The organism is Variovorax sp. 05N34 (genome assembly GCF_056397405.1).
The window spans coordinates 122,544-140,939 of the sequence record NZ_JBFTNI010000002.1; the positions used below are offsets into that span (position 1 = coordinate 122,544).

Consider the following 18,396-nt stretch of genomic DNA (forward strand, 5'->3'; position numbering starts at 1 on the left):
CTCAGGTCGCGCCATCGGAGCGCAATGTCGCCACTTCGGCGCCACCGAGGCACGGCTTTTGGGAAGCCATGAACGTTAGGCAGCTGCGCTACTTTCTCCAAATCGCCGAACTCGGCAGCGTGACGCGCGCGGCGGAGGTCCTGCACATCGCCCAGCCGGCGCTGTCGCGCCAGATGCGCTCGCTCGAAGAAGACCTCGACGCGACTCTGTTGCACCGTTCCGAACGCGGCATCACGCTCACGGAGGCCGGCGAATGCCTTCGCGAGAGCGCCGTCGAACTGCTGCGGCACTTCGATCGGGTGCGCTCGGAGGTTCGAGATCGGTCTGGCGATCCTAGCGGTGTGCTAACGATCGCGTTGCCTCCGTCCATGTCGGAGCTGCTCGCATTTCCGGTCATACAGCGGTTCAGGACCACCTACCCCAATGTCTTGCTGAGGGTGTTCGAAGGTTCAAGCGGAGTCCTCGACGCGTGGTCGATGGTTGCACAGGGCAAGGCCGACATGGCGGTGGTCTCCTCCCGCGAACCGCTCGCCAGTCTCGAGGCCTACCCGTTCATCGAAGAGCCGATGTGTCTGCTCGGCCCACCCGAATCAGGTCTTGCCATGGACAAGCCATTGACCCTGGAAGATCTCGTCAATCGGCCGATGGTCGCGATGAGCCGCCCCAATGTGGGACGCATGATCGTTGAACGTGCGATGGCCGAGCGCAATTTGCGCCTCAACGTCGCGATGGAGGTCAACACTCGACAACTGGTGCTGAAGGCCGTGGAATCAGGGTTGGGCTTCACAACCCTGCCCCTGTGTTCCGGGAGCGACTTGCTCGAGCGGGGCGCCATCTCCATGGCACCCATCGAGGGCGTGGTGATCTCCTGGCTCTTGATCAAAGGTCGCGAACAGGGATTGTCCGTTGCAGGCCAGCGCATGCAACTCATGCTTCGTCAAGTTGCACACGAGCAGATGTCCACCGGTCGCTGGCCACTTGCCAGGCTGAAGGGGTTCATGCCGTCAGAGGACGGGCGCGGTCCGCCGCCTTTGACGTGACACCCGCTTCGGCATGGGCTCCATGCCGAGAAAGCATTTCCGCCGCTATCGCCCCGGTTGCTAACCTCTCCTCGAGTCACATTACTACTAGAGGAGACAGTCGTATGAACAGGCGAAACATGATCGCCGGGTCGATCGCGTCGATGCTGGGAACCCAACTGCATGCGCAGGGTAGCAACGACTATCCACGCCGCCCGGTAACGCTCATCTTTCCGTTCCCAGCCGGATCGCCGGGCGATGCGGAAGTGCGAGAAATTGGCAGCTCGATGCAAAAGGCCACGGGTCAGCCGCTCGTCATTGACTATCGCCCCGGCGCAAGCGGCACCATCGGCACGCAACTCGCCCAGCGTGCCGCACCGGACGGTTACACGCTGCTGTACGGCTCCACGACCTCGATCGTGACAGGACCCGCCGTCACCATGAAGTCCCCCTACAGCGGCACAACCGACTTCGAGCCAGTCACAGGCATTGGGCGGATGGACGGGGTGCTGATCGTGCCGGCCGATTCCAAGTACCGCACCGCGCAGGAGCTTGCCGAGGCGCTCAAGGCCAATCCGGGCAAGTTGAATTACGGCACGATCGGTCCTGGCTCGATGTCGCACCTCATTGGCGAACTCTACCTGCGGACCGTTGGCGCGACAGCGACGCCTGTCGCATACAAGGGAACGCCGCAGGCCGTGCAGGCGCTGGTCGCCGGAGAGATCGACTTCCTCGCCGACAGTGTGGCGTCATCCGGCGGCCTCATCAAGGCCGGAAAGGTCCGACCGCTCGCAGTGGCATCCAACGAACGCCTGTCCCAATTGCCTGATGTCCCGACATTGACCGAGACTGGCCTCAAGTTGGTACTCGGAGTGTGGCTCGGGTTGTTTGCGCCGAAAGGGACGCCTCGTCCGGTGCTGGATCAGTGGGCGCTGTACGCGAGCGACTATCTCCGCGGCGCGGACGTGCGTTCGAAGTTGCTTGCGAGGGGCATAGAACCGACCCCGAGCACGCCGCAGGAATTTGCGCGCCAGGTTGCAGCGGACGAGGCGCAGTGGCGGCCGCTTATCAAGTCGTTGAACGTCCAGATTTGAAAGTCGCGACATGACAAGCCAAAGGGACAACGCAATGAAACCAATGAACGAGTCTGAAGTTGCCGCGATCGCTGACGCCGTCGTTGTGGACTGGGACGTCCCCATCACGATGGATGACGGAACGATTCTGCGTGCCGACGTGTTTCGTCCGGTGGAGAAGGGGCGCTACCCCGTGATCCTCAGCTATGGCCCCTACGGCAAGGGATTGGCCTTCCAGGAGGGCTATCCGGCTGCTTGGGAAGGCATGATCCGCAGCCATCCCGATGTGGCGGAGGGATCCAGCGGTCGCTACCAGAACTGGGAAACGGTGGATCCTGAGAAATGGGTGTGCGATGGTTATGTGTGCATCCGCGTCGACAGCCGAGGCGCCGGCCGCTCGCCCGGACTGCTGGATCCCTGGTCGGAGCGAGAGATCAGCGACATCTGCGAGGCGATTGCCTGGGCCGCAGCACAGCCGTGGAGCAACGGCAAAGTCGGCATGAACGGGATTTCCTACTACGGCATAAACCAGTGGTTTACTGCATCGCGCCGTCCTCCGGCGCTGTCGGCGATCTGTGTCTGGGAAGGCGCCGCCGACATCTATCGGGACGCCGTGCGCCATGGTGGCATCCCTTGCACGTCGTTGTGGAAGGCCTGGTTCGGACCCCAAGTCGTGACCGTCCAGCACGGCGCTGGTGACCGCGGTGCGCGCAGCCGCGTGACGGGTGAGCTGGTTGCGGGCCCTGAGACCCTGGGTGACGAGGCTCTCCGGTCCAACCGGGTGGACCTTGAACACGAGCTGACGAGCCGGCCCCTCCCGGACCCGTATTTCGAGGCTCGGGCGGCACGATGGGACGCCATCGACGTGCCGCTTCTCTCGGCGGGCAATTGGGGCGGGCTCGGCCTGCATCTGCGGGGCAACACCGAAGGGTTCATGGAGGCGAGTTCCAAACAGAAGTGGCTCGAGATGCATGGCGGCGACCACTGGTCTTCGTTCTACATCGCCAGTTCGGTCGCCCTGCAGAAAAGGTTTTTCGATCACTTCCTGAAGGGCGCGAACAACGGCTGGGACGCCGAACCTCCGGTGAACCTGCAGATCCGGCACGTGGACAGGTTCGTTGCGCGCAAGGAGCAGGCATGGCCCATTCCGGACACGCGCTGGACCCATTACTACCTGGAGCCAGGGCATGCGGGCCTCGACAGTTCCGTCCCGGTGGACAACGCATCGGTCACCTACGAGGCCCTCGGGCCGGGCCTGGTGTTCATGCTGCCGCCCTCGAGCAGCGAACTCGAGGTGACGGGGCCCTTGGCAGCCCGTCTCTACGTTTCTTCCGAGACCACCGACGCGGATCTCTTTCTTACCGTTCGCCTGTTCACGCCCGACATGAAGGAAGTCACCTTCCAAGGCGCCAACGACCCGAACACGCCGATCGCGCAAGGGTGGCTGCGTGCATCGCACCGGAAGCTGGACGCAGGGCGCTCGAAGCCCTGGCGGCCCTGGCATGCGCACGACGAGATCATCCCGCTCGTGCCCGGCGAGGTCTATCCAGTCGACGTGGAGATCTGGCCGACGAGCATCGTGGTGCCGCCTGGCTACCGACTGGCCCTGAGCATCCGTGGCAAGGACTTCGAATACGCCGGCCCACCCGTGATGGCGTTGCACCCCACACACGAGATGCGAGGCTGTGGGGCGTTCGTTCATGACGACGAGCGGGACCGTCCGCGGTCGGTGTTCGGTGGGCGGGTCACGATCCATACCGGTCCGGCGCATCCGTCTTCCATCCTTCTTCCCGTGATCCCGCCCCGAGCGTGATTCATCCCTCCAGGAGACCATTTTCGTGAAGCAACACCGAGTGATCATCAGCTGCGCCGTGACCGGCAGTGTCCATACGCCCTCGATGACGCCCCACCTGCCGATCACCCCCCAAGAGATTGCCGACGCAGCCGTGGGTGCGGCCGAGGCTGGCGCCGCCATCATCCACTTGCACGCGCGAGACCCCGTCACCGGGCGCCCGGACCAGTCGCCGGAAGCATTCGGCAAGTTCTTGCCGAAGATCAAGGAGCGATGCGATGCGGTGATCAACATCACCACGGGCGGTGCGCCCGGCATGACGGTAAGCGAGCGCATTCAACCTGTGATCGCCTTCAAGCCGGAAGTCGCCTCGCTCAACATGGGATCGATGAACTTCGGCATGTACCCCATGCTGGAGCGCTTCAGCAATTTCAAGTTCGATTGGGAGGCTCCGTTCCTGAAGAGCACCCGCGACCTCGTGTTCAGGAACACTTTCAAAGACATCGAACACGTCTTGCGGGTCGGGTACGAGACGGGCACCCGCTTCGAGTTCGAGTGCTACGACACTGCGCACCTCTACAACCTGCGGCATTTCCTGGACCGCGGAATGTTGAAGGCTCCTCTCTTCATCCAGTCTGTCCTCGGCATCCTCGGAGGAGCGGGAACGCATCCGGAGGATGTGGTGCACATGAAGCGGACGGCCGACCGGCTGTTCGGGGACCAGTACCACTGGTCAGTGATCGGGGCAGGCGCCGCGCAGCTGCGAGTGGCGACGCAGGCGGCAACGATGGGCGGAAACGTGCGCGTCGGACTGGAAGACTCCATTTGGCTCCGCCCCGGCAAGCTGGCTGAGTCGAATGCGGACCAGGTCCGGGCCGTGCGAAAGCTGATTGAAGGATTGGGGCTGGAGATCGCGTCTGCCGAGGAGGCGCGCGAGCGCCTGCAGCTAAAGGGCGCCACAGGCGTCAACTTCTGAAGGAACGAACGTGTCGAAAGTGCTTGTTGTGACCGGCGCTAGCCGGGGTATTGGTGCCGCGATTGCGCTCCTTGGTGCGAAGGAGGGTTACGGCGTCGCAGTGAACTACCGGAGTGATCGCGATGCCGCGGAAGCGCTCGTGCGAGATATCGCTCGTCAAGGAGGCAGGGCCGTGGCCATCTGCGCTGATGTGTCGACCAGCGCGGGAGCCGCGAAGCTCTTCACCGAAGTCGACCAGGAATTGGGCCCTGTCTCCGCGCTGGTGAACAACGCCGGCATCTCCGGTAGCCGGTGCCCGATCACCGAAATCGACGAGGACAGGCTGCGGCGGATCTTCGAGACGAATGTGTTTTCCGCGTTTTACTGTTCCCGCGAAGCTGTCAGGCGCATGAGCCGCACCAGCGGCGGCGAAGGCGGCTCGATCGTGAACGTCTCGTCGGCCGCGGCACGTCATGGCGGCATGCCCGAGCTTGTGCACTATGCGTCCACGAAAGCCGCGTTGGACGGCATGACCATCGCGCTCGCCAAGGAGCTCGGGCCGCTCGGCGTTCGGGTGAACAGCCTTCGACCCGGTGTCATCGTCACCGAAATGCACAATGAGTTCGGAGGCGCAAAGCTCATCGAAAGCATTGCGCCGACGATCCCGATGCGGCGTCCGGGCACTGCGGCCGAAGTCGCTGACGCTGTGCTCTGGCTAGTGTCGGAACGCTCGTCGTACGTACATGGTGCTGTCATCGACATTTCGGGCGGAAGATAAGATGCTCTTCGAGATGCGGACCTACCAGTTGCCGCCCTCACGCCTGAAGGACTACCTCGCCATCTACGCAGAGAAAGGCAAGTCGCTTCAGTGTGACGTGCTCGGGCACTTGGCCGGGTGCTACACGACCGAAGTCGGGGACCTCAACCAAGTGATCTTCATTTGGGGATTCAGTTCGTTCGAGGACCGGATGCGTCGGCGCGCCGCGCTCGCCAACCTCCCTGCGTGGCAAGCGTATGTCGCGGAGGTCGCTCCTCTATTCATCCGGCAGGAGAGCAGACTTCTGATGCCGGCTCCTTTCATCGAGGCCTAGCCGATGCAGGACGCGATGCGGCGCCCCCTCGTCGCCGCGCTGGTGTGCGGCAGCCCCCACCGCAACCACGACTTCGATTTTGCGCGGCTGCGGCTCGCTGCTGCTCCACACGCGCTGGGGCGGCGAAGCGTTCGGCGGCATCCAGTTCGAGGAAGCCGATCGCCCGATGCTCTATCGCCGCCCGGCCGGCGACGGCGGCGTGCTCTATCTCGCGCTCGGCCACGCCAATCGGCCCTATGACAAGCCCTTCCCGCACGTGCCCGATCAGCCCGACTATCGCGGTCCCTGACGGGTTTCAAAGTTCCGCCGGCGCAGGTGCAGTGAGCTCCCAACGGCCGCTTCTGGGCTCCATTGCCGGCTGCTGTAAGCCCGGTTTGGGCCCTCTCCGGACTTTCGACTTGCTCTGAAGCGGTCATTGAGAGCGGGGCAAAAACGCTCAGAAGATGACCAAGCGGCCTGCCGGAAATGCTCCGGCCCACCCACAAGGAAATCGGCCGTTGACATACCAAAATGCCTGCGCGGCGTAGAACGAAGGGGCAACGGTGTCGGAGTACTCCGCCTCCATGAGCAGGTGCAGCACGTCCCATTGCACCGTCTCCTCAAAGACTTTCGGCAGTGCATGCTCAGAGACCACCTGCGCCACCTTCGCTCGCACCAGCGGGACCGAGACCGCCTTCATTCGCTCCACGATGGGGTTCCACTGCTGCAGCCTTTCGGGCGCGGCTTCAGCAACGCGTGAGCGCAGCTGGTTCGCCGCATTCAAGCACAGGTTTTCCCATTTAGTGGATGCACATTGCTCGATGGCTTCGGCCCAACTGGACACTGTCGAGACGTTATCGCTGGCCGGGCTGCCGACGGCCGAGAACCACTCAGCGTTGGCTAGTTGCTCAAAGGTGGCGTTTGTGGCGCTGGCGTGACCTTGCATCAGAGGGCGGCGGTTGGTTTCGTTGCTGAGGCTAATGTCCGTGCCTGGCCGACTGTAGCCGGTCGGCACCGTGCCGCGGTCCGCCATGTGGATGGCTGGCCGTAGCATGGACCTGCTTGGAAACGACTTCGAAGACATCGCCATTCGTCGGCGTCGCGCTCTCGTGGTAGATGTCATACAGGTACTGCGAGAGTTCTTCATGGGCGACGTCAGACGGAATCGCGAGCTCCGCCTTCCGTCGTTTCCCGTCTATCCCCGTCCAGTAGTTGTTCCAGCGGCCTTCAACTCTTTCGATGGCCAAGATTCGGCCGAAAACAGTGAACACGTACTGAGTCATCTCGACTCCCGGCGGTCTGTAGCCCGAGCGGGCGGCGCCCCACGGGGCGCTGTCTGGAAAAACTGAAGGGGCATGAGGAACTTCCGGTCTTGGCCGACTGCAGCCGGTGGGCACCTTCTCGCGCCTCTATGGCGTTGCCGTTGAGAGCTCATATCGCGCATACGAGGAGGCTCCTATCTCGACGACGCTGTGCAGTGCGAAGCCGAAGCCTTCGTAAAGGTCTCGCAGCCCTTTGCGGTCCGCGACGCAATCCAGGCGTAGGTGGGCACGTCCGAGCTCCCGGGTTCGAGATCGGGCATAGGACAGCAGCTCGGTCGAGACGCCCCTTTTCGCCCACGCTCGGCGTATGGCGAGCTTGTGAACGAAGGCCGACGTGCCCGGAAGGACCTCGGGCCAAAAATAGGCATCCTCCAACTCGAACTTCATGACACCAGCCAAGCTGTCGCCTTGACGGGCAACATGAAAGAGCCCTTTGCTCACGTCCCGAAAAACGCGTTCTTGACCAACTTCGCCTGCTGACCAAAGAGCTCTACCGTCGCCGGCGAGCCACTCGGCTGCCTCTCGCAGGACGGACGCAATCATTGGCGCGTCGGAGAGCAGAGCTTCCTGGATGTTCATGGGCAAGCGTTCATTGAGCAACCCGCTGGGCCTCGACCGTCTCGTCAACAGCGAGAAGACGCGCGACCCCGTGGCTCAGACCTGGCACCGGGCGTCGCTCTGTCTGCCAGTGCCGCTTCAGCCTTGTGGTCAGCCATGTTGCGGATCACGTCCATGAACGCCAGCACAGCCGTGCTGGGGGGCTCGCCTTGCGGCGTAATCAGGCCGAAGTCGGGCATGCGGTTGGGGAGCTCGACCGCGATGCGCGTCAGCAGCCCGCGCCGTACATACTTGTCCACCAGCGCGGCAGGTTGCAGCGACAGCATGGTCGTGCTCTGCATCAGCTCCAGCGCGAACAGAAACGACGGCGTCTCGATGATGCCCGAGGTGAGCGACAGGCCTGTGCCACTGAAGATGTCATCCGACACCTTGCGCAGCGCAGTGGATGTCGGATAAAGAATCCACGGCCAGTTCGACAGTTCCCTCAGCCCGGGGGCATGCTGTCCGCACAGCGGATGGTGCACGCCTGCGGTGACCTGCAATCTTTCACCGCTCAGGTTTTCGTAGTGGAACTGGTCGCGCTGAGATTCGTCGATGAAACGGCCGATCATCACATCGATCTTGCGCTCGGCCAGCCACACGATCAGCTGGTCGCTGCTCTGTTCCAGCACCTTCACCACCAGCAGCGGCCGCAGGCGCTGTAGCTCGGCCACCGCGGCAATCAGCAGATGGGCCGCCGCACCCGAGATGGCGCCGATCGACAAATGGCCGTGCCCACCCTGTTTCAAGGTGCTGAACTCGTCCAGGAACTTGCGGTGGCCGTCCAGTGCCGAGTGCGCATAACGCAAGGTGAAGAGTCCCAGCTCATTCGGTTGCATGCCGCGCGGCAGGCGATCGAACAAGCGCGCTTCCAGCATTTCCTCGATGTCCATCAACACCTTGGTGGCTGCCGGCTGCGTGATGTACATCTGCTCGGCAGTCAGGCGCAAATTGCGCGTCTTTCCCAGGATGTCGAGGAACTGCAGATGCCGGAAACGCAGGCGCGAGACCTGCGCCAGGATGAGGGATCTCCCCGAGGTTTTGCCTGAAGTCATCAGCATTTGGAATGGATGCTAGCGAAAAAGTCAGTGGACCGGCAGGGGGCCGTCACCTAGCCTACGGGTCCATCAAGTACGGCTCCGCAGAGAGCCGGCGCGTCGCGCCAAGGTCGCTGCACCCTGCATATTTCCATTCCGGAGACATCATGAAAATCAGATCATTAGGCTTGGCGACTGCGCTGCCGGCCGCATTGGCCCGCCCCGCTTCCGCTTCGGAATCATTGAAAGGATTGGGCCATGTCAGCAGACTTGGCATGAAGAGCATCTTGATTGCTCTGCCAATCGGACTTCTGATTGCGAATGGCGCCTTGGCAGCTGATCGGCCTGCCAACCCTGCCGATTGGCCGGCGCTGAAAGACGTATACAAGAACTACTTCCTGATCGGCAGCACCAATCTCAGCGCACGCAACTTTGGCGTCGACGTGGTTCCGGGTGAAAACTCGGTCGCCGCCATGACCGTGAAACATTTCAACTCGGTGACGCCCGGCAACGCGATGAAGCCGGAATTCTGGAACGGCGGGATCAGCAATCCAAACCCGGATTTCCTCACCAATTTGACTTCGGGCATCAACGCTGACATCGCCGCGGCCAATTCGCGGGACGTGAAGGTCAATGGGCACGTGCTGCTCTGGCACAACCAGTCGGCCCAATGGCCCGCCGCCAATGTCCTGACCTCGACTGGCGGATGGGAAACTCCCTGGGACTACGCAACGGCAAAGACGAGCCTGGAGTACTACGTCCGGACCGTGGCCGGCCATTTCGATCGGGAACCCTTCAAGGTCTACGCCTGGGACGTCGTCAACGAAGCGTTCAAAGACAACCCGGACAACCCTGCCGACTGGAGGAACGCCCTCCGAACCGGTTACAGCCCCGAGGAGCGGCCATCTCGATGGGCCCAGGCCTACTCCAAAGGTGGAAAAAGCTGGGACTACCTGTATGACGCCTTCTACTACGCGCGCCAAAACACGACGGCGATCCTGAACTACAACGACTTCAACGACAACGAGCGAGCCTCCAAGGCCACCGCGATCGCCGCGATGGTCAAGGAATTCAATGAACGGTACGCGGCTGAATCGGCCGTACGCAAGGGCCGAATACTTCTGGATGCCAAGGGAAACCCCAGGCCGCTGGTCGATGTCATCGGTACACAGGGGCACTGGGACATGAGGCTCAATCTGGACGCCTTCGAGAGGACCCTCAAGACCTATCTGGAAACCGGAGCGAATGTCGATCTGACCGAACTGGATCTCGCGCCAGCTCTGGGTCTGGACAAAGGCGAACGGATTCAGAATGGCCCTGAAATGGACGCCCTGTTCATGGAGCAAGGCATCCAGTACGCGAAACTTTTCAGCCTGCTCAAGGAGTACGCCGCCGGACCGGGAGGAAGTCACCCCGAGTACAAAGGGGGCGTGCACCGGGTTACCTGGTGGGGGATGACGGACCCGGGCTATCACACCAACGGGTATCCGTGGTCGGCCGTCGGTAAACCAAAGGAGGCGTACTGGGCCACGACAAACCCGGAGCAGTACCTTATCGATGCGGGCTTGCCGGCGCACGGGGTAACCGCGACCTTCAGCTATGGCGGAGAAACTTTCAAAGCCAGGACATGGGGCGGCAAGAACGCTCACGCGATGCTTGACATCAACGTGCCAGTCGAAACGAAGAACGTCGTCTTCACCGCTGGCAACGTCTCCCTGCCCGCGGGGTTTGCCGTTGAGAGCATGAAATTCAACCCGCCCGACTGCGCCGTGATTCCCGGGAGCCCCTGCCATGTGACGGTGACCGCGAGGGGTCCCGCACCGGCAACTTCCCCTGTGGAGAACACGGCGACGTTCGTACTGTCCTTTGGCAAGATGACCGTCGGATGGATGGACGCCGCCAATGCGCTGGGAGCACCCCTGTCCTATGCGGAAGTTCGCTTCAGTGACGGCGTGACCCATTTCAAACAGTACAAGACCTCCTATGGGAGCGACGGCATGGCGAGAGCGTCCGGCGTCACGGAAACGAAGGCTGTGCCCAAACATGGCCACAGTACGCTCATCCTGTCACCACGAGACCCGGTTGCCAACCCATTTGGATTGCGGTTGCAAAAGCATGCGGGGACGGAGAAAGCCTGGCGACTCGTCACGAGATTGGAGCCCGGGAGGACGTACATGGTCGTGTCTGGGGAGTCGACTCTCAACGGACAGACCCAGGCCGCTGCTTTGACCAACAGAAGCAAGCCCGCGACGACGGCTTCACCGGAATCGCTATCGCGCACGCCTGTCATCGTCCGTGGCAACACCCTTGTGCCATTGCGCAATTTGAATGCGCCCGCGAGTGAACCCGCTCTGGCTCAGGACAACCTCAAATTCGTCTTCGAGGAGGCGAAGAGCCCTGCCGCAGGACCGTACGCGGCTCAGGAAGGGCACACGATGCAGAGCTTCATCCATGGCACCAATGCCTACCCGCATGTCGTGTTCAGAGGCAACGGAGCGAATGGCACCGTCGTGGCGGGTAAGCATTCGCTGATCACGCGGCAGACGAATGGCCAAGAGGGTTCGCAGATCGCTGATAGAGCGCTTGATCAGGCGGTATGGTTCAACACGCCCATCGACCCGAAGACCGGCGAGATGAAGATGTTCCTGTATACCGACAAGGGCGGAGTCAAGCAACGCTATGTTCTGAAGGAAGTGGCCGATGGCGAGACGCCGAACAGGGACGCCGGGAACGCCATCAGTCAGCGGCAGGCGTCCGTTGGCGGGTTCGTCGCCATGCAGGCGGAGAGTCCCAAGGAGGGGACGAGTGTCAAGCTCTACGCCTACGACATCGAGCCCTACGCGCCGGGCAATGCGACGCTGCCGACGATGACGGAGCCCCCCCTGCCCCCGACGACGGAGCCGCCGCAGCCGGCGATGTCGATTGCCTTCCCATTCAGCAGAAGCGTGCCTTAGCGAGTTGACTCGCGCCGGTGGTGTCCCTCTGGCACTCCGGCGACGGGTCCCGTCCCCGCGAAGGTGGCGCCGGCGTCAATGCTGCTTCTTGTAAGTGAACCCGCTGCGAAGCGTGGCACTCTGTCCGTCTGCATTGGTTACCACGACATCCACGTCGCCGGCCGCGTGCGCCGGGACAGCTGCACTCACCCTCGTGCTACTAGAGACGACGACATTGGTTGCGGCGACCCCTCCAAAGGCAACGGATGCGCCGGTCGCGAATCCGGTTCCCTGCAGTGTCACCGTCGTTCCCGCTGATCCATTGCCAGGAGCGACATTCTTGAGGCTCGGCGACGCGCTTTTTATCCCGTAGACGGCCACCTGGCTTGACCAAGTCGCCAGATACACCTTCCCATTGGCGACGAGCGGGGGAACGAACTTCGCAAGGTTCCCGAAGCCGTCGCTAGCCGCGTTCATGGTCGTATTCCATAACTCGTTGGCTACATTTCCAGCGTCAAAGGCATGCAGCACACCGGGAACAGGAGGATTGTTTTCTGCATCACCGCCTCCGGCGGTCGTCGCCCAGATCACACCGCTGCCCGGCGTGTCGCCATTCGCGGACAGTGCGAGGATGCCCCCGGGGAAAATCTGGTTGGTGGCGCTGCCCTGCGCGCTGGGATTCGCCGCGAACATGCGTCCATCAAAAGGGTACGCCTTGAGTCGGTCGTTCACGCCCCAGTTATAGAGAAGCGGACCACCGTTTGCCGCCGAGCGTTGCCAGTACACGGGCCCACCCCGGAACTCGGAAGCGGAGATGCGTTCCTTCTGGACAACCTGGCTGTCCGTTGCGTTGTATTTGCCAAGATTGTTCGTGTCGAGCGCGTACAGGTCGCCTGTCTTACCGCCCCCCACAAGAAGACCCGTTCCAGGAATCAGCAGCGGACCGGAACTGGTGAAATCCAGATCCTGCTCGTCCAGTACGCCCCAATTGCCTGGGGTAAACCAGTCAACCAGCCTCAAGGCGCTTGTCGGATCGAGTTTCAGCACGCTTTCGCTGAAGTTATTGACGCCGTCATAACCGTTTCCGTAGCCGTTGCCCACAAAGGCATAAACGAAGCCAGCGCTGTCGACCACCGGTGGCCGCCCCGATTGCCAGACTCCGCCGCCCCTGTTGCCGGTCGTGACGGTCGCAAAGACTCCGCTCTGAGTCAGCGTCGTCTTGTCGTAAGCCATCATCCATCCGACATAGCCGCCGGCATATTCCTCTTCGACTGCGCCGAAACCGAAAACGACCTGGTTGCCGGAAAGCGCCAGCGAGACCCGCTGTGTCTGATAACGCCCATCGAACGTCGATCCACCATAGGTCGCGCTGATCTTCACGCCGGAACCTGGTCGCGTCGCGCCGCTCGTGATGTCGACGGCGTGGAGTCGGTACACCATCGTGTTGCCCTCCAGGGTGCACGCAATCAGGTACATCGTGTTGGTAGGCCGATCGATGACGGGCGTGCTCAAGATGCCCAGATTGCCGGTGATGTTGCGGTTCCCAGCAAACGCGAAGTTGGCGATCGGCACTGGCGTCGCGCCGACGGCATTCGCAAAATTGACTGTCCAAAGCGGTGCACCGGCGACGTCCGCGTCGAACGCGTAAAGCGTGTCGCTCATGGTCGCCACGTACAAGACGTTGTGCACCCCTCGATTGGAAATGGTGATGCCCGGCACATATAGCGGTTGTGCGAAGACGACATCGTCAACTGGCAACTTGAACAACATGCCGAACTTGCTTGAATTGACGTTCGACGTATTGAGCACGGTCTCCGAGAGAGTCGCACCCGTCACGCCCGGGTCGTATCCACGCTGGAGGACCGGAACTTGCGCGCTTGATGGCTCGACGAATAGGAACGCCAGCGGGATTGCGATCCACGCCAGTGCCCGACGGGCACACAAAGGCAGGTCTGTCCAAGGCGGCGAAGGATTCAGCAGCGAATTGCTGGGCAAGTGTGCGGTCACAGCATGTCCCCTTGTATGGATGAGAACCCCGTAGTCGGCTACGCAACGAGGAAGCGCACCAGCGCGGCCAACAAACCGACGGCAGCGAACGCTCCGACAGTTGTCGCCACCAGGCCCGCTGATCCAACGTCCGTTGGATTCCGTCCCGAAGCGGCGTGGGAGCCAGATTTGGCGGAAACCAGTTCGACAGCGGGTTCGACGGGGGTGCTAAACGGGCTGTAGATGGCGCCTGCGGAATCGTTGGCGCCCCACTGGTCGATTTGATCGACAGATGGTCGCAACGGGCTTGTCTCGACCGGCCGAACACGGACATTGCCGGCTTCGGCTTCGGCTTCGGCTTCGACTGCGAACAGAGGCGCGCCGTGCGTCGAAAGCAGTGCCGCAAGGCCCAGGCCTGCTTGAGCAAACAGGATTCGAGCTTTCTTCATGGTCACGCAGTGCCCTCTGCTGGCGGAACCCGCCTCGCTCAGCGGCCTAAAGTTCTACGCCTCGCGCGAAGGCATCTCAATATCACCAACGGCCTACGCCAAAGTCAAACCAAAAGTCGCGCCTTCGGCCCGTCACTTGACCTTTGGCTTCATCGTGGTGACCTTGTACACCGCACCGTGCTTGTCGTAGGTCGTCCAGATTCCGACTTGCACCCCAAGCTCGAAGTGCCCCGAGCGCATGCGAACGCCGTCCTGCGGAACCATTCCCAATAGCCGTTCAGCAACCCATCGAGCATCTGACCGCGCGCACGGACCGCACCGTCCTTGAAGTATTCGATTCGCTCTTCCGGTACTGGCACTTGGTCTCCTATGTCCGCTGTTGGCCCGGGTTCCGACTCTAGTTCCCGAGGAGCAGTCGAACGGCTGCTGTAGCATCCTCGCACCCTATGCGGCTCTCCAACGGCCGTCCCGAGACCATCAGAACCCACAAACGCCATGCCGTACATGTTGCTCATTGTCGAACCGGTCGGCCAGCGGGAAGAGCGTGGACTTGAAAGCGGTCGCGCGGTCTACCAACGCATGCTCGACTTCAACGAAACACTGCGGGCCGACGGCGTGCTGATGACGACCAGTTCCCTGGGGACAGCGGCCACGCGCCTGCACAAGCCTCAGGCGGCGCGCCCCGCTCAGGTGATCGACGGCCCGTTCGCCGAGGCCAAGGAAATGATCGGCGGCTTTTTCCTGCTGAACTGCCAGACGCGGGAGCAGGCGTTGGCCTGGGCTGAGCGGTGCCCTGCGGCTGAGTGGGCGACAGTCGAAGTGCGCGAGACGGGTCCCTGCTACACCTGAGACCTCCCCACGGCCGCGCACCCTTGGCTGCCGAGGTCTTTTTTTCAGGCAATCGCAATCTCGTTGTCGATTTCAGGCCGTGCCGTTCGTCGTATTCGTATGAGGCCGCCAGAATCTGCAAGTCACACCACCCGCGGCCTCTGCAATGGAACCACCCAACCTGGAGATTCAATCATGCGAGTCATGGTCATGGTCAAGGCGACCAAGGATTCCGAAGCCGGCGTCATGCCGAGCGCCCAATTGCTGGCGGACATGGGCCGCTATAACGAAGATCTGGTCAAGGCCGGCGTTCTTCTCGCTGGCGAGGGGCTGCGCCCGAGTTCAGCCGGCGCTCGCGTCCGGTTCGCCGGCTCGTCGCGCGAGGTGATGGACGGGCCCTTCACCGAAACCAAAGAGCTGGTGGCCGGCTACTGGCTCTGGCAGGTGCGCTCGATGGACGAGGCCATCGAATGGGTCAGGCGCTGCCCCAACCCCATGCCGGGCGAATCCGAGATCGAAATTCGGCCGGTCTTCGAAGCCGCGGATTTCGGCGAGGCATTTACGCCGGAGCTGCGCGAGCAGGAAGAGCGCTGGCGCGCTGACGCGGGCAAGTCGGCGACCTGAGTCCGGCTACCGCACTATCGGACATGGCGAATGACCTGCACCGCGCCATCGATGCGGTCTGGCGTATCGAGTCGGCCAAGATCGTCGCCGGCGTTGCGCGCGTGGTGCGCGATGTCGCGCTGGCCGAGGAACTGGCCCAGGACGCGCTGGTGGCTGCGCTGGAGCATTGGCCGCGATCGGGCCTGCCCGACAACCCGGGCGCCTGGCTGATGGCAACCGCCAAGAACCGGGCGCTCGACCGGCTGCGCCAGGACGCCTTGCATTTGCGCAAGCAGCAGGAACTGGGCGCCGACGCTGACGCGCGCGGCGACCACCTCGTCCCCGATTTCAGCGATGCGCTCGATGCCGCCACGGACATCGACGACGATCTGCTGCGCCTGATCTTCGTTTCGTGTCACCCCGTGCTGAACCAGGAGGCGCAGGTCGCATTGACGCTCAAGCTCCTGGCCGGCCTGACCACCGCCGAAATCGCTCGTGCCTTCCTGCAGTCAGAGGCGACTATCGCCCAGCGCATCGTGCGCGCCAAACGCACCCTGTCCGTCGCGAAAGTGCCTTTCGAGGTGCCACGCGGTGATGCGTTGAGCGAACGCCTGACGGCCGTCCTGGCTGTGATCTATCTCATCTTCAACGAAGGCTATGCGGCCAGCGCCGGCGACGACTGGATGCGCCCGACCTTGTGCGAAGAAGCCCTTCGCCTCGGCCGTGTGCTCGCGGGTCTGATGCCGCACAACAGCGAAGTGCTGGGCCTCGTCGCGCTGATGGAAATCCAGGCTTCGCGCTTGGGCGCCCGCGTGGACGGGTCGGGCCAGCCGGTGTTGTTGCTCGACCAGGATCGCAGCCGCTGGGACCGCCTGCTGATCAACCGCGGCCTGGCGGCATTGGCGGCGGCAACTAGTTTCGGTGCCGAACCCGGCTTCTATGCGCTGCAAGCGGCCATCGCCGCCTGCCATGCACGCGCGCCGACCGGGCAAGACACCGATTGGCCCCGTATCGTGGCGCTATACGACGCGCTGAGCCGTCTCAGGCCTTCGCCGGTAATCGAGCTCAACCGCGCCGTGGCCGTCGGCATGGCCTTCGGGCCGGCAGCGGCGCTGCCGCTGGTGGACGCACTGGCGGCGGAGCCCGCGCTCGCCCGCTACCACCTGCTGGGTGCCGTGCGCGGCGACCTGCTCGCCAAGCTAGGCCGGCTGGATGAAGCCCGGCTCGAGTTCGCCCGCGCCAGCGCGTTGGCCAGCAACCAGCGCGAACGGCAACTGCTTCTCGATCGGTCGCGCGCCACCGCGCACTGAGGCCGAAGATCGCGGCATCCGAAAAAGATCTGTCCTTTCTGTCAAAATCGGATCGGCTCAGTCGTCGTGAAGGTAGCGCCACAACGCTTTCAACCTCAACTTCCGGAGATAGCCATGCGATTGCCGATCCTCAAGACCACAGTGCTCGTCCTCCTCGCCGGCGCTGCAGTGCTGCTGGTGTACGCCGCCACAAGGCCCGACACGTTTCGGGTGGAGCGCAGCGTCAGTGTCAAGGCTTCCCCTGAGCGGGTCTTCGCGCTGATCAACGACATGCGCGCCTTCAACACCTGGAACCCCTACGTCAAGAAGGACCCGGCGATCCAGGGCGTCTACACCGGACCGGCTGCTGGCAAGGGCGCCGGCTATGCCTGGCAGAGCAGCGAGGTCGGCGTCGGCAGCATGGAGGTCACCGAAGCCGCCGCGCCGTCACTGGTGGCGATGAAGCTCGATTTCGTCGAACCCTTCGAGGCGCACAACCAGGCCGAATTCACCGTGCGGCCGGCTGCCGGCGAGACCCACGTCACCTGGGCCATGTTCGGCCCCGTGCACTACACCTCGAAGGTCATGCACGTGCTGTTCGACATGGACAAGATGGTCGGCGGCGATTTCGAGCGCGGTCTGCACGACCTGAAGCGCCTGGCCGAGGCCGGCTGAGCGCGATCTTCACAACTGACTACTGGAGTCTTCATGCACAAGGAAATCTTCGTCAACCTCGCGGTCGCCGACCTGCCCCGTTCACGGGCCTTTTTCGAAAGCCTCGGCTTGTCGTTCAACCCGCAGTTCAGCAACGACAAAGGCGCTTGCCTGGTCCTCGGCGAAAACATCTACGGAATGCTGCTCGTGAAGGATTTCTTCAAGACCTTCACCGACAAGGCGATCGCCGACTCAGCGACCACCGCCGAGGCATTGATTTGCCTGTCGTGCGCGAGCCGCGCCGAGGTCGATGCATTGGTCGCCAAGGCGGTCAAGGCAGGCGGCAAGGCCCACCGCACGCCGCAAGACCACGGCTTCATGTACGGGCACGGCTTCGAAGACCCGGACGGCCATATCTGGGAGCTGGCCTACATGGACATGAGCGCGGTGCCGGAGCAGTGACGTGCTGACCCGTGTGCCGACGCTATCGAATAGCCGCATCGGGAACGCTGCCGCATAACTGGATATCGGCCGACTACTCTTTGCCATCACGGGAAGGTCAAGTCCAAACCGAGCATCCTGCTAAGGCCGAAGGTGAGGAGCGAGAGGCCCAGGAGCGATAGCACGAAGACTGCGGCGAGCTTGCCGCCCGCGCGTAGCACCGCACTCTGCTTCTCATTCCCCTTCTTCGCTCGCTCATAGTGCCACTTGATGGCGAAGAACATGCCCGTGCCGAACACGAGAACCTTGAACGTAACGAAGACTATAGGGACCCAATCCATCATTTAG

General features: G+C 62.6%; 22 protein-coding genes. 13 read left to right on the forward strand and 9 right to left on the reverse strand.

Annotated elements, in window-relative coordinates; genetic code table 11:
- The first annotated feature begins 68 nt into the window (after nt 1-68).
- The 7 genes from AC1DMA_RS04895 (at nt 69) to AC1DMA_RS04925 (ending at nt 6,219) form a co-directional block, all read left to right on the forward strand.
- The gene (locus AC1DMA_RS04895; RefSeq protein ID WP_478143446.1) at nt 69-1,040 is read left to right on the forward strand and encodes a LysR family transcriptional regulator; all 972 of its coding nucleotides are present in this window, start codon (nt 69-71) and stop codon (nt 1,038-1,040) included.
- Nucleotides 1,041-1,144: 104 nt separating this feature from the next.
- Entirely contained in the window at nt 1,145-2,113 is a 969-nt protein-coding gene (locus tag AC1DMA_RS04900; protein ID WP_478143447.1) for a Bug family tripartite tricarboxylate transporter substrate binding protein, read from the forward strand.
- A gap of 43 nt (nt 2,114-2,156) precedes the next feature.
- The gene (locus AC1DMA_RS04905) at nt 2,157-3,905 is read left to right on the forward strand and encodes a CocE/NonD family hydrolase (RefSeq protein ID WP_478143448.1); all 1,749 of its coding nucleotides are present in this window, start codon (nt 2,157-2,159) and stop codon (nt 3,903-3,905) included.
- A gap of 25 nt (nt 3,906-3,930) precedes the next feature.
- Nucleotides 3,931-4,860, forward strand: a complete 930-nt coding sequence (gene kce, locus AC1DMA_RS04910; protein ID WP_478143449.1) for a 3,5-dioxohexanoate:acetyl-CoA acetone transferase — start codon at nt 3,931-3,933, stop codon at nt 4,858-4,860.
- A 10-nt stretch (nt 4,861-4,870) separates the two neighbouring features.
- Entirely contained in the window at nt 4,871-5,617 is a 747-nt protein-coding gene (locus AC1DMA_RS04915) for an SDR family oxidoreductase (RefSeq protein ID WP_478143450.1), read from the forward strand.
- Nucleotide 5,618: 1 nt separating this feature from the next.
- The gene (locus AC1DMA_RS04920; protein ID WP_478127753.1) at nt 5,619-5,930 is read left to right on the forward strand and encodes an NIPSNAP family protein; all 312 of its coding nucleotides are present in this window, start codon (nt 5,619-5,621) and stop codon (nt 5,928-5,930) included.
- Nucleotides 5,931-6,009: 79 nt separating this feature from the next.
- Nucleotides 6,010-6,219, forward strand: a complete 210-nt coding sequence (locus AC1DMA_RS04925; protein WP_478143451.1) for a hypothetical protein — start codon at nt 6,010-6,012, stop codon at nt 6,217-6,219.
- Nucleotides 6,220-6,366: 147 nt separating this feature from the next.
- Here the strand turns inward: AC1DMA_RS04925 and AC1DMA_RS04930 are convergent, their stop codons facing one another.
- The 5 genes from AC1DMA_RS04930 to AC1DMA_RS04950 form a co-directional block, all read right to left on the reverse strand.
- Nucleotides 6,367-6,963: a hypothetical protein gene (locus AC1DMA_RS04930; protein ID WP_478143980.1), complete on the reverse strand. Its 597-nt coding sequence runs from the start codon at nt 6,961-6,963 to the stop codon at nt 6,367-6,369.
- Nucleotides 6,887-7,192: a DUF7661 family protein gene (locus AC1DMA_RS04935; RefSeq protein ID WP_478143452.1), complete on the reverse strand. Its 306-nt coding sequence runs from the start codon at nt 7,190-7,192 to the stop codon at nt 6,887-6,889. The genes AC1DMA_RS04930 and AC1DMA_RS04935 overlap by 77 nt, the downstream gene beginning before the upstream one ends.
- Nucleotides 7,193-7,318: 126 nt before the next feature.
- Complete coding sequence (locus tag AC1DMA_RS04940) at nt 7,319-7,810, reverse strand: GNAT family N-acetyltransferase (RefSeq protein WP_478143453.1); 492 nt, start codon at nt 7,808-7,810, stop codon at nt 7,319-7,321.
- A gap of 44 nt (nt 7,811-7,854) precedes the next feature.
- Nucleotides 7,855-8,889, reverse strand: coding sequence for a LysR family transcriptional regulator (locus AC1DMA_RS04945; RefSeq protein ID WP_478124682.1), 1,035 nt, complete (start codon nt 8,887-8,889; stop codon nt 7,855-7,857).
- Nucleotides 8,890-8,944: 55 nt separating this feature from the next.
- Nucleotides 8,945-9,142, reverse strand: a complete 198-nt coding sequence (locus tag AC1DMA_RS04950; protein ID WP_478143454.1) for a hypothetical protein — start codon at nt 9,140-9,142, stop codon at nt 8,945-8,947.
- On the opposite strand from AC1DMA_RS04950, the gene AC1DMA_RS04955 reads away from it, so the two are divergent.
- Nucleotides 9,141-11,819 (forward strand): endo-1,4-beta-xylanase, encoded by a 2,679-nt coding sequence (locus AC1DMA_RS04955; RefSeq protein WP_478143455.1) that lies wholly within the window; start codon nt 9,141-9,143, stop codon nt 11,817-11,819. The genes AC1DMA_RS04950 and AC1DMA_RS04955 overlap by 2 nt on opposite strands.
- 75 nt (nt 11,820-11,894) lie before the next feature.
- Here the strand turns inward: AC1DMA_RS04955 and AC1DMA_RS04960 are convergent, their stop codons facing one another.
- The 3 genes from AC1DMA_RS04960 to AC1DMA_RS04970 all read right to left on the reverse strand — a co-directional run bounded on the left by AC1DMA_RS04960 (nt 11,895) and on the right by AC1DMA_RS04970 (nt 14,497).
- Nucleotides 11,895-13,805: an IPT/TIG domain-containing protein gene (locus AC1DMA_RS04960; protein WP_478143456.1), complete on the reverse strand. Its 1,911-nt coding sequence runs from the start codon at nt 13,803-13,805 to the stop codon at nt 11,895-11,897.
- Between the two features lie 38 nt (nt 13,806-13,843).
- Nucleotides 13,844-14,233 (reverse strand): hypothetical protein, encoded by a 390-nt coding sequence (locus AC1DMA_RS04965; protein ID WP_478143457.1) that lies wholly within the window; start codon nt 14,231-14,233, stop codon nt 13,844-13,846.
- 132 nt (nt 14,234-14,365) lie between these two features.
- Nucleotides 14,366-14,497 (reverse strand): hypothetical protein, encoded by a 132-nt coding sequence (locus tag AC1DMA_RS04970; RefSeq protein WP_478143458.1) that lies wholly within the window; start codon nt 14,495-14,497, stop codon nt 14,366-14,368.
- Nucleotides 14,498-14,728: 231 nt separating this feature from the next.
- Between AC1DMA_RS04970 and AC1DMA_RS04975 the strand changes: the two genes are divergently transcribed.
- The 5 genes from AC1DMA_RS04975 (at nt 14,729) to AC1DMA_RS04995 (ending at nt 18,069) form a co-directional block, all read left to right on the forward strand.
- A complete protein-coding gene (locus AC1DMA_RS04975) occupies nt 14,729-15,082 on the forward strand; it encodes a YciI family protein (RefSeq protein WP_478124010.1) in 354 nt (117 codons plus the stop codon).
- Nucleotides 15,083-15,256: 174 nt separating this feature from the next.
- On the forward strand, nt 15,257-15,685 hold the full coding sequence (locus AC1DMA_RS04980) for a YciI family protein (RefSeq protein WP_478143459.1): 429 nt from the start codon (nt 15,257-15,259) through the stop codon (nt 15,683-15,685).
- 23 nt (nt 15,686-15,708) lie between these two features.
- Complete coding sequence (locus AC1DMA_RS04985; RefSeq protein ID WP_478143460.1) at nt 15,709-16,974, forward strand: RNA polymerase sigma factor; 1,266 nt, start codon at nt 15,709-15,711, stop codon at nt 16,972-16,974.
- A 114-nt stretch (nt 16,975-17,088) separates the two neighbouring features.
- Complete coding sequence (locus AC1DMA_RS04990) at nt 17,089-17,628, forward strand: SRPBCC family protein (protein WP_478143461.1); 540 nt, start codon at nt 17,089-17,091, stop codon at nt 17,626-17,628.
- A 33-nt stretch (nt 17,629-17,661) separates the two neighbouring features.
- Nucleotides 17,662-18,069 carry a VOC family protein gene (locus AC1DMA_RS04995; protein WP_478124014.1) on the forward strand — a complete coding sequence of 136 codons (408 nt, stop codon included), beginning with the start codon at nt 17,662-17,664 and terminating at the stop codon, nt 18,067-18,069.
- An 86-nt stretch (nt 18,070-18,155) separates the two neighbouring features.
- Here AC1DMA_RS04995 and AC1DMA_RS05000 read toward each other — a convergent pair whose 3' ends face one another.
- Nucleotides 18,156-18,392: a hypothetical protein gene (locus AC1DMA_RS05000; protein WP_478124015.1), complete on the reverse strand. Its 237-nt coding sequence runs from the start codon at nt 18,390-18,392 to the stop codon at nt 18,156-18,158.
- Between the last annotated feature and the right edge of the window lie 4 nt (nt 18,393-18,396).

What these genes read in the sequence shown, in the direction of transcription:
- AC1DMA_RS04895 (WP_478143446.1), top strand. Translation starts at nt 69, where the DNA reads ATGAACGTTAGGCAGCTGCGCTACTTTCTCCAAATCGCCGAACTCGGC.
- AC1DMA_RS04900 (WP_478143447.1), top strand. Translation starts at nt 1,145, where the DNA reads ATGAACAGGCGAAACATGATCGCCGGGTCGATCGCGTCGATGCTGGGA.
- AC1DMA_RS04905 (WP_478143448.1), top strand. Translation starts at nt 2,157, where the DNA reads ATGAACGAGTCTGAAGTTGCCGCGATCGCTGACGCCGTCGTTGTGGAC.
- AC1DMA_RS04920 (WP_478127753.1), top strand. Translation starts at nt 5,619, where the DNA reads ATGCTCTTCGAGATGCGGACCTACCAGTTGCCGCCCTCACGCCTGAAG.
- AC1DMA_RS04930 (WP_478143980.1), bottom strand. Translation starts at nt 6,963, where the DNA reads ATGCTACGGCCAGCCATCCACATGGCGGACCGCGGCACGGTGCCGACC.
- AC1DMA_RS04935 (WP_478143452.1), bottom strand. Translation starts at nt 7,192, where the DNA reads ATGACTCAGTACGTGTTCACTGTTTTCGGCCGAATCTTGGCCATCGAA.
- AC1DMA_RS04940 (WP_478143453.1), bottom strand. Translation starts at nt 7,810, where the DNA reads ATGAACATCCAGGAAGCTCTGCTCTCCGACGCGCCAATGATTGCGTCC.
- AC1DMA_RS04945 (WP_478124682.1), bottom strand. Translation starts at nt 8,889, where the DNA reads ATGCTGATGACTTCAGGCAAAACCTCGGGGAGATCCCTCATCCTGGCG.
- AC1DMA_RS04955 (WP_478143455.1), top strand. Translation starts at nt 9,141, where the DNA reads ATGAAGAGCATCTTGATTGCTCTGCCAATCGGACTTCTGATTGCGAAT.
- AC1DMA_RS04950 (WP_478143454.1), bottom strand. Translation starts at nt 9,142, where the DNA reads ATGCCAAGTCTGCTGACATGGCCCAATCCTTTCAATGATTCCGAAGCG.
- AC1DMA_RS04965 (WP_478143457.1), bottom strand. Translation starts at nt 14,233, where the DNA reads ATGAAGAAAGCTCGAATCCTGTTTGCTCAAGCAGGCCTGGGCCTTGCG.
- AC1DMA_RS04970 (WP_478143458.1), bottom strand. Translation starts at nt 14,497, where the DNA reads ATGGTTCCGCAGGACGGCGTTCGCATGCGCTCGGGGCACTTCGAGCTT.
- AC1DMA_RS04975 (WP_478124010.1), top strand. Translation starts at nt 14,729, where the DNA reads ATGCCGTACATGTTGCTCATTGTCGAACCGGTCGGCCAGCGGGAAGAG.
- AC1DMA_RS04980 (WP_478143459.1), top strand. Translation starts at nt 15,257, where the DNA reads ATGCGAGTCATGGTCATGGTCAAGGCGACCAAGGATTCCGAAGCCGGC.
- AC1DMA_RS04985 (WP_478143460.1), top strand. Translation starts at nt 15,709, where the DNA reads ATGGCGAATGACCTGCACCGCGCCATCGATGCGGTCTGGCGTATCGAG.
- AC1DMA_RS04990 (WP_478143461.1), top strand. Translation starts at nt 17,089, where the DNA reads ATGCGATTGCCGATCCTCAAGACCACAGTGCTCGTCCTCCTCGCCGGC.
- AC1DMA_RS04995 (WP_478124014.1), top strand. Translation starts at nt 17,662, where the DNA reads ATGCACAAGGAAATCTTCGTCAACCTCGCGGTCGCCGACCTGCCCCGT.
- AC1DMA_RS05000 (WP_478124015.1), bottom strand. Translation starts at nt 18,392, where the DNA reads ATGATGGATTGGGTCCCTATAGTCTTCGTTACGTTCAAGGTTCTCGTG.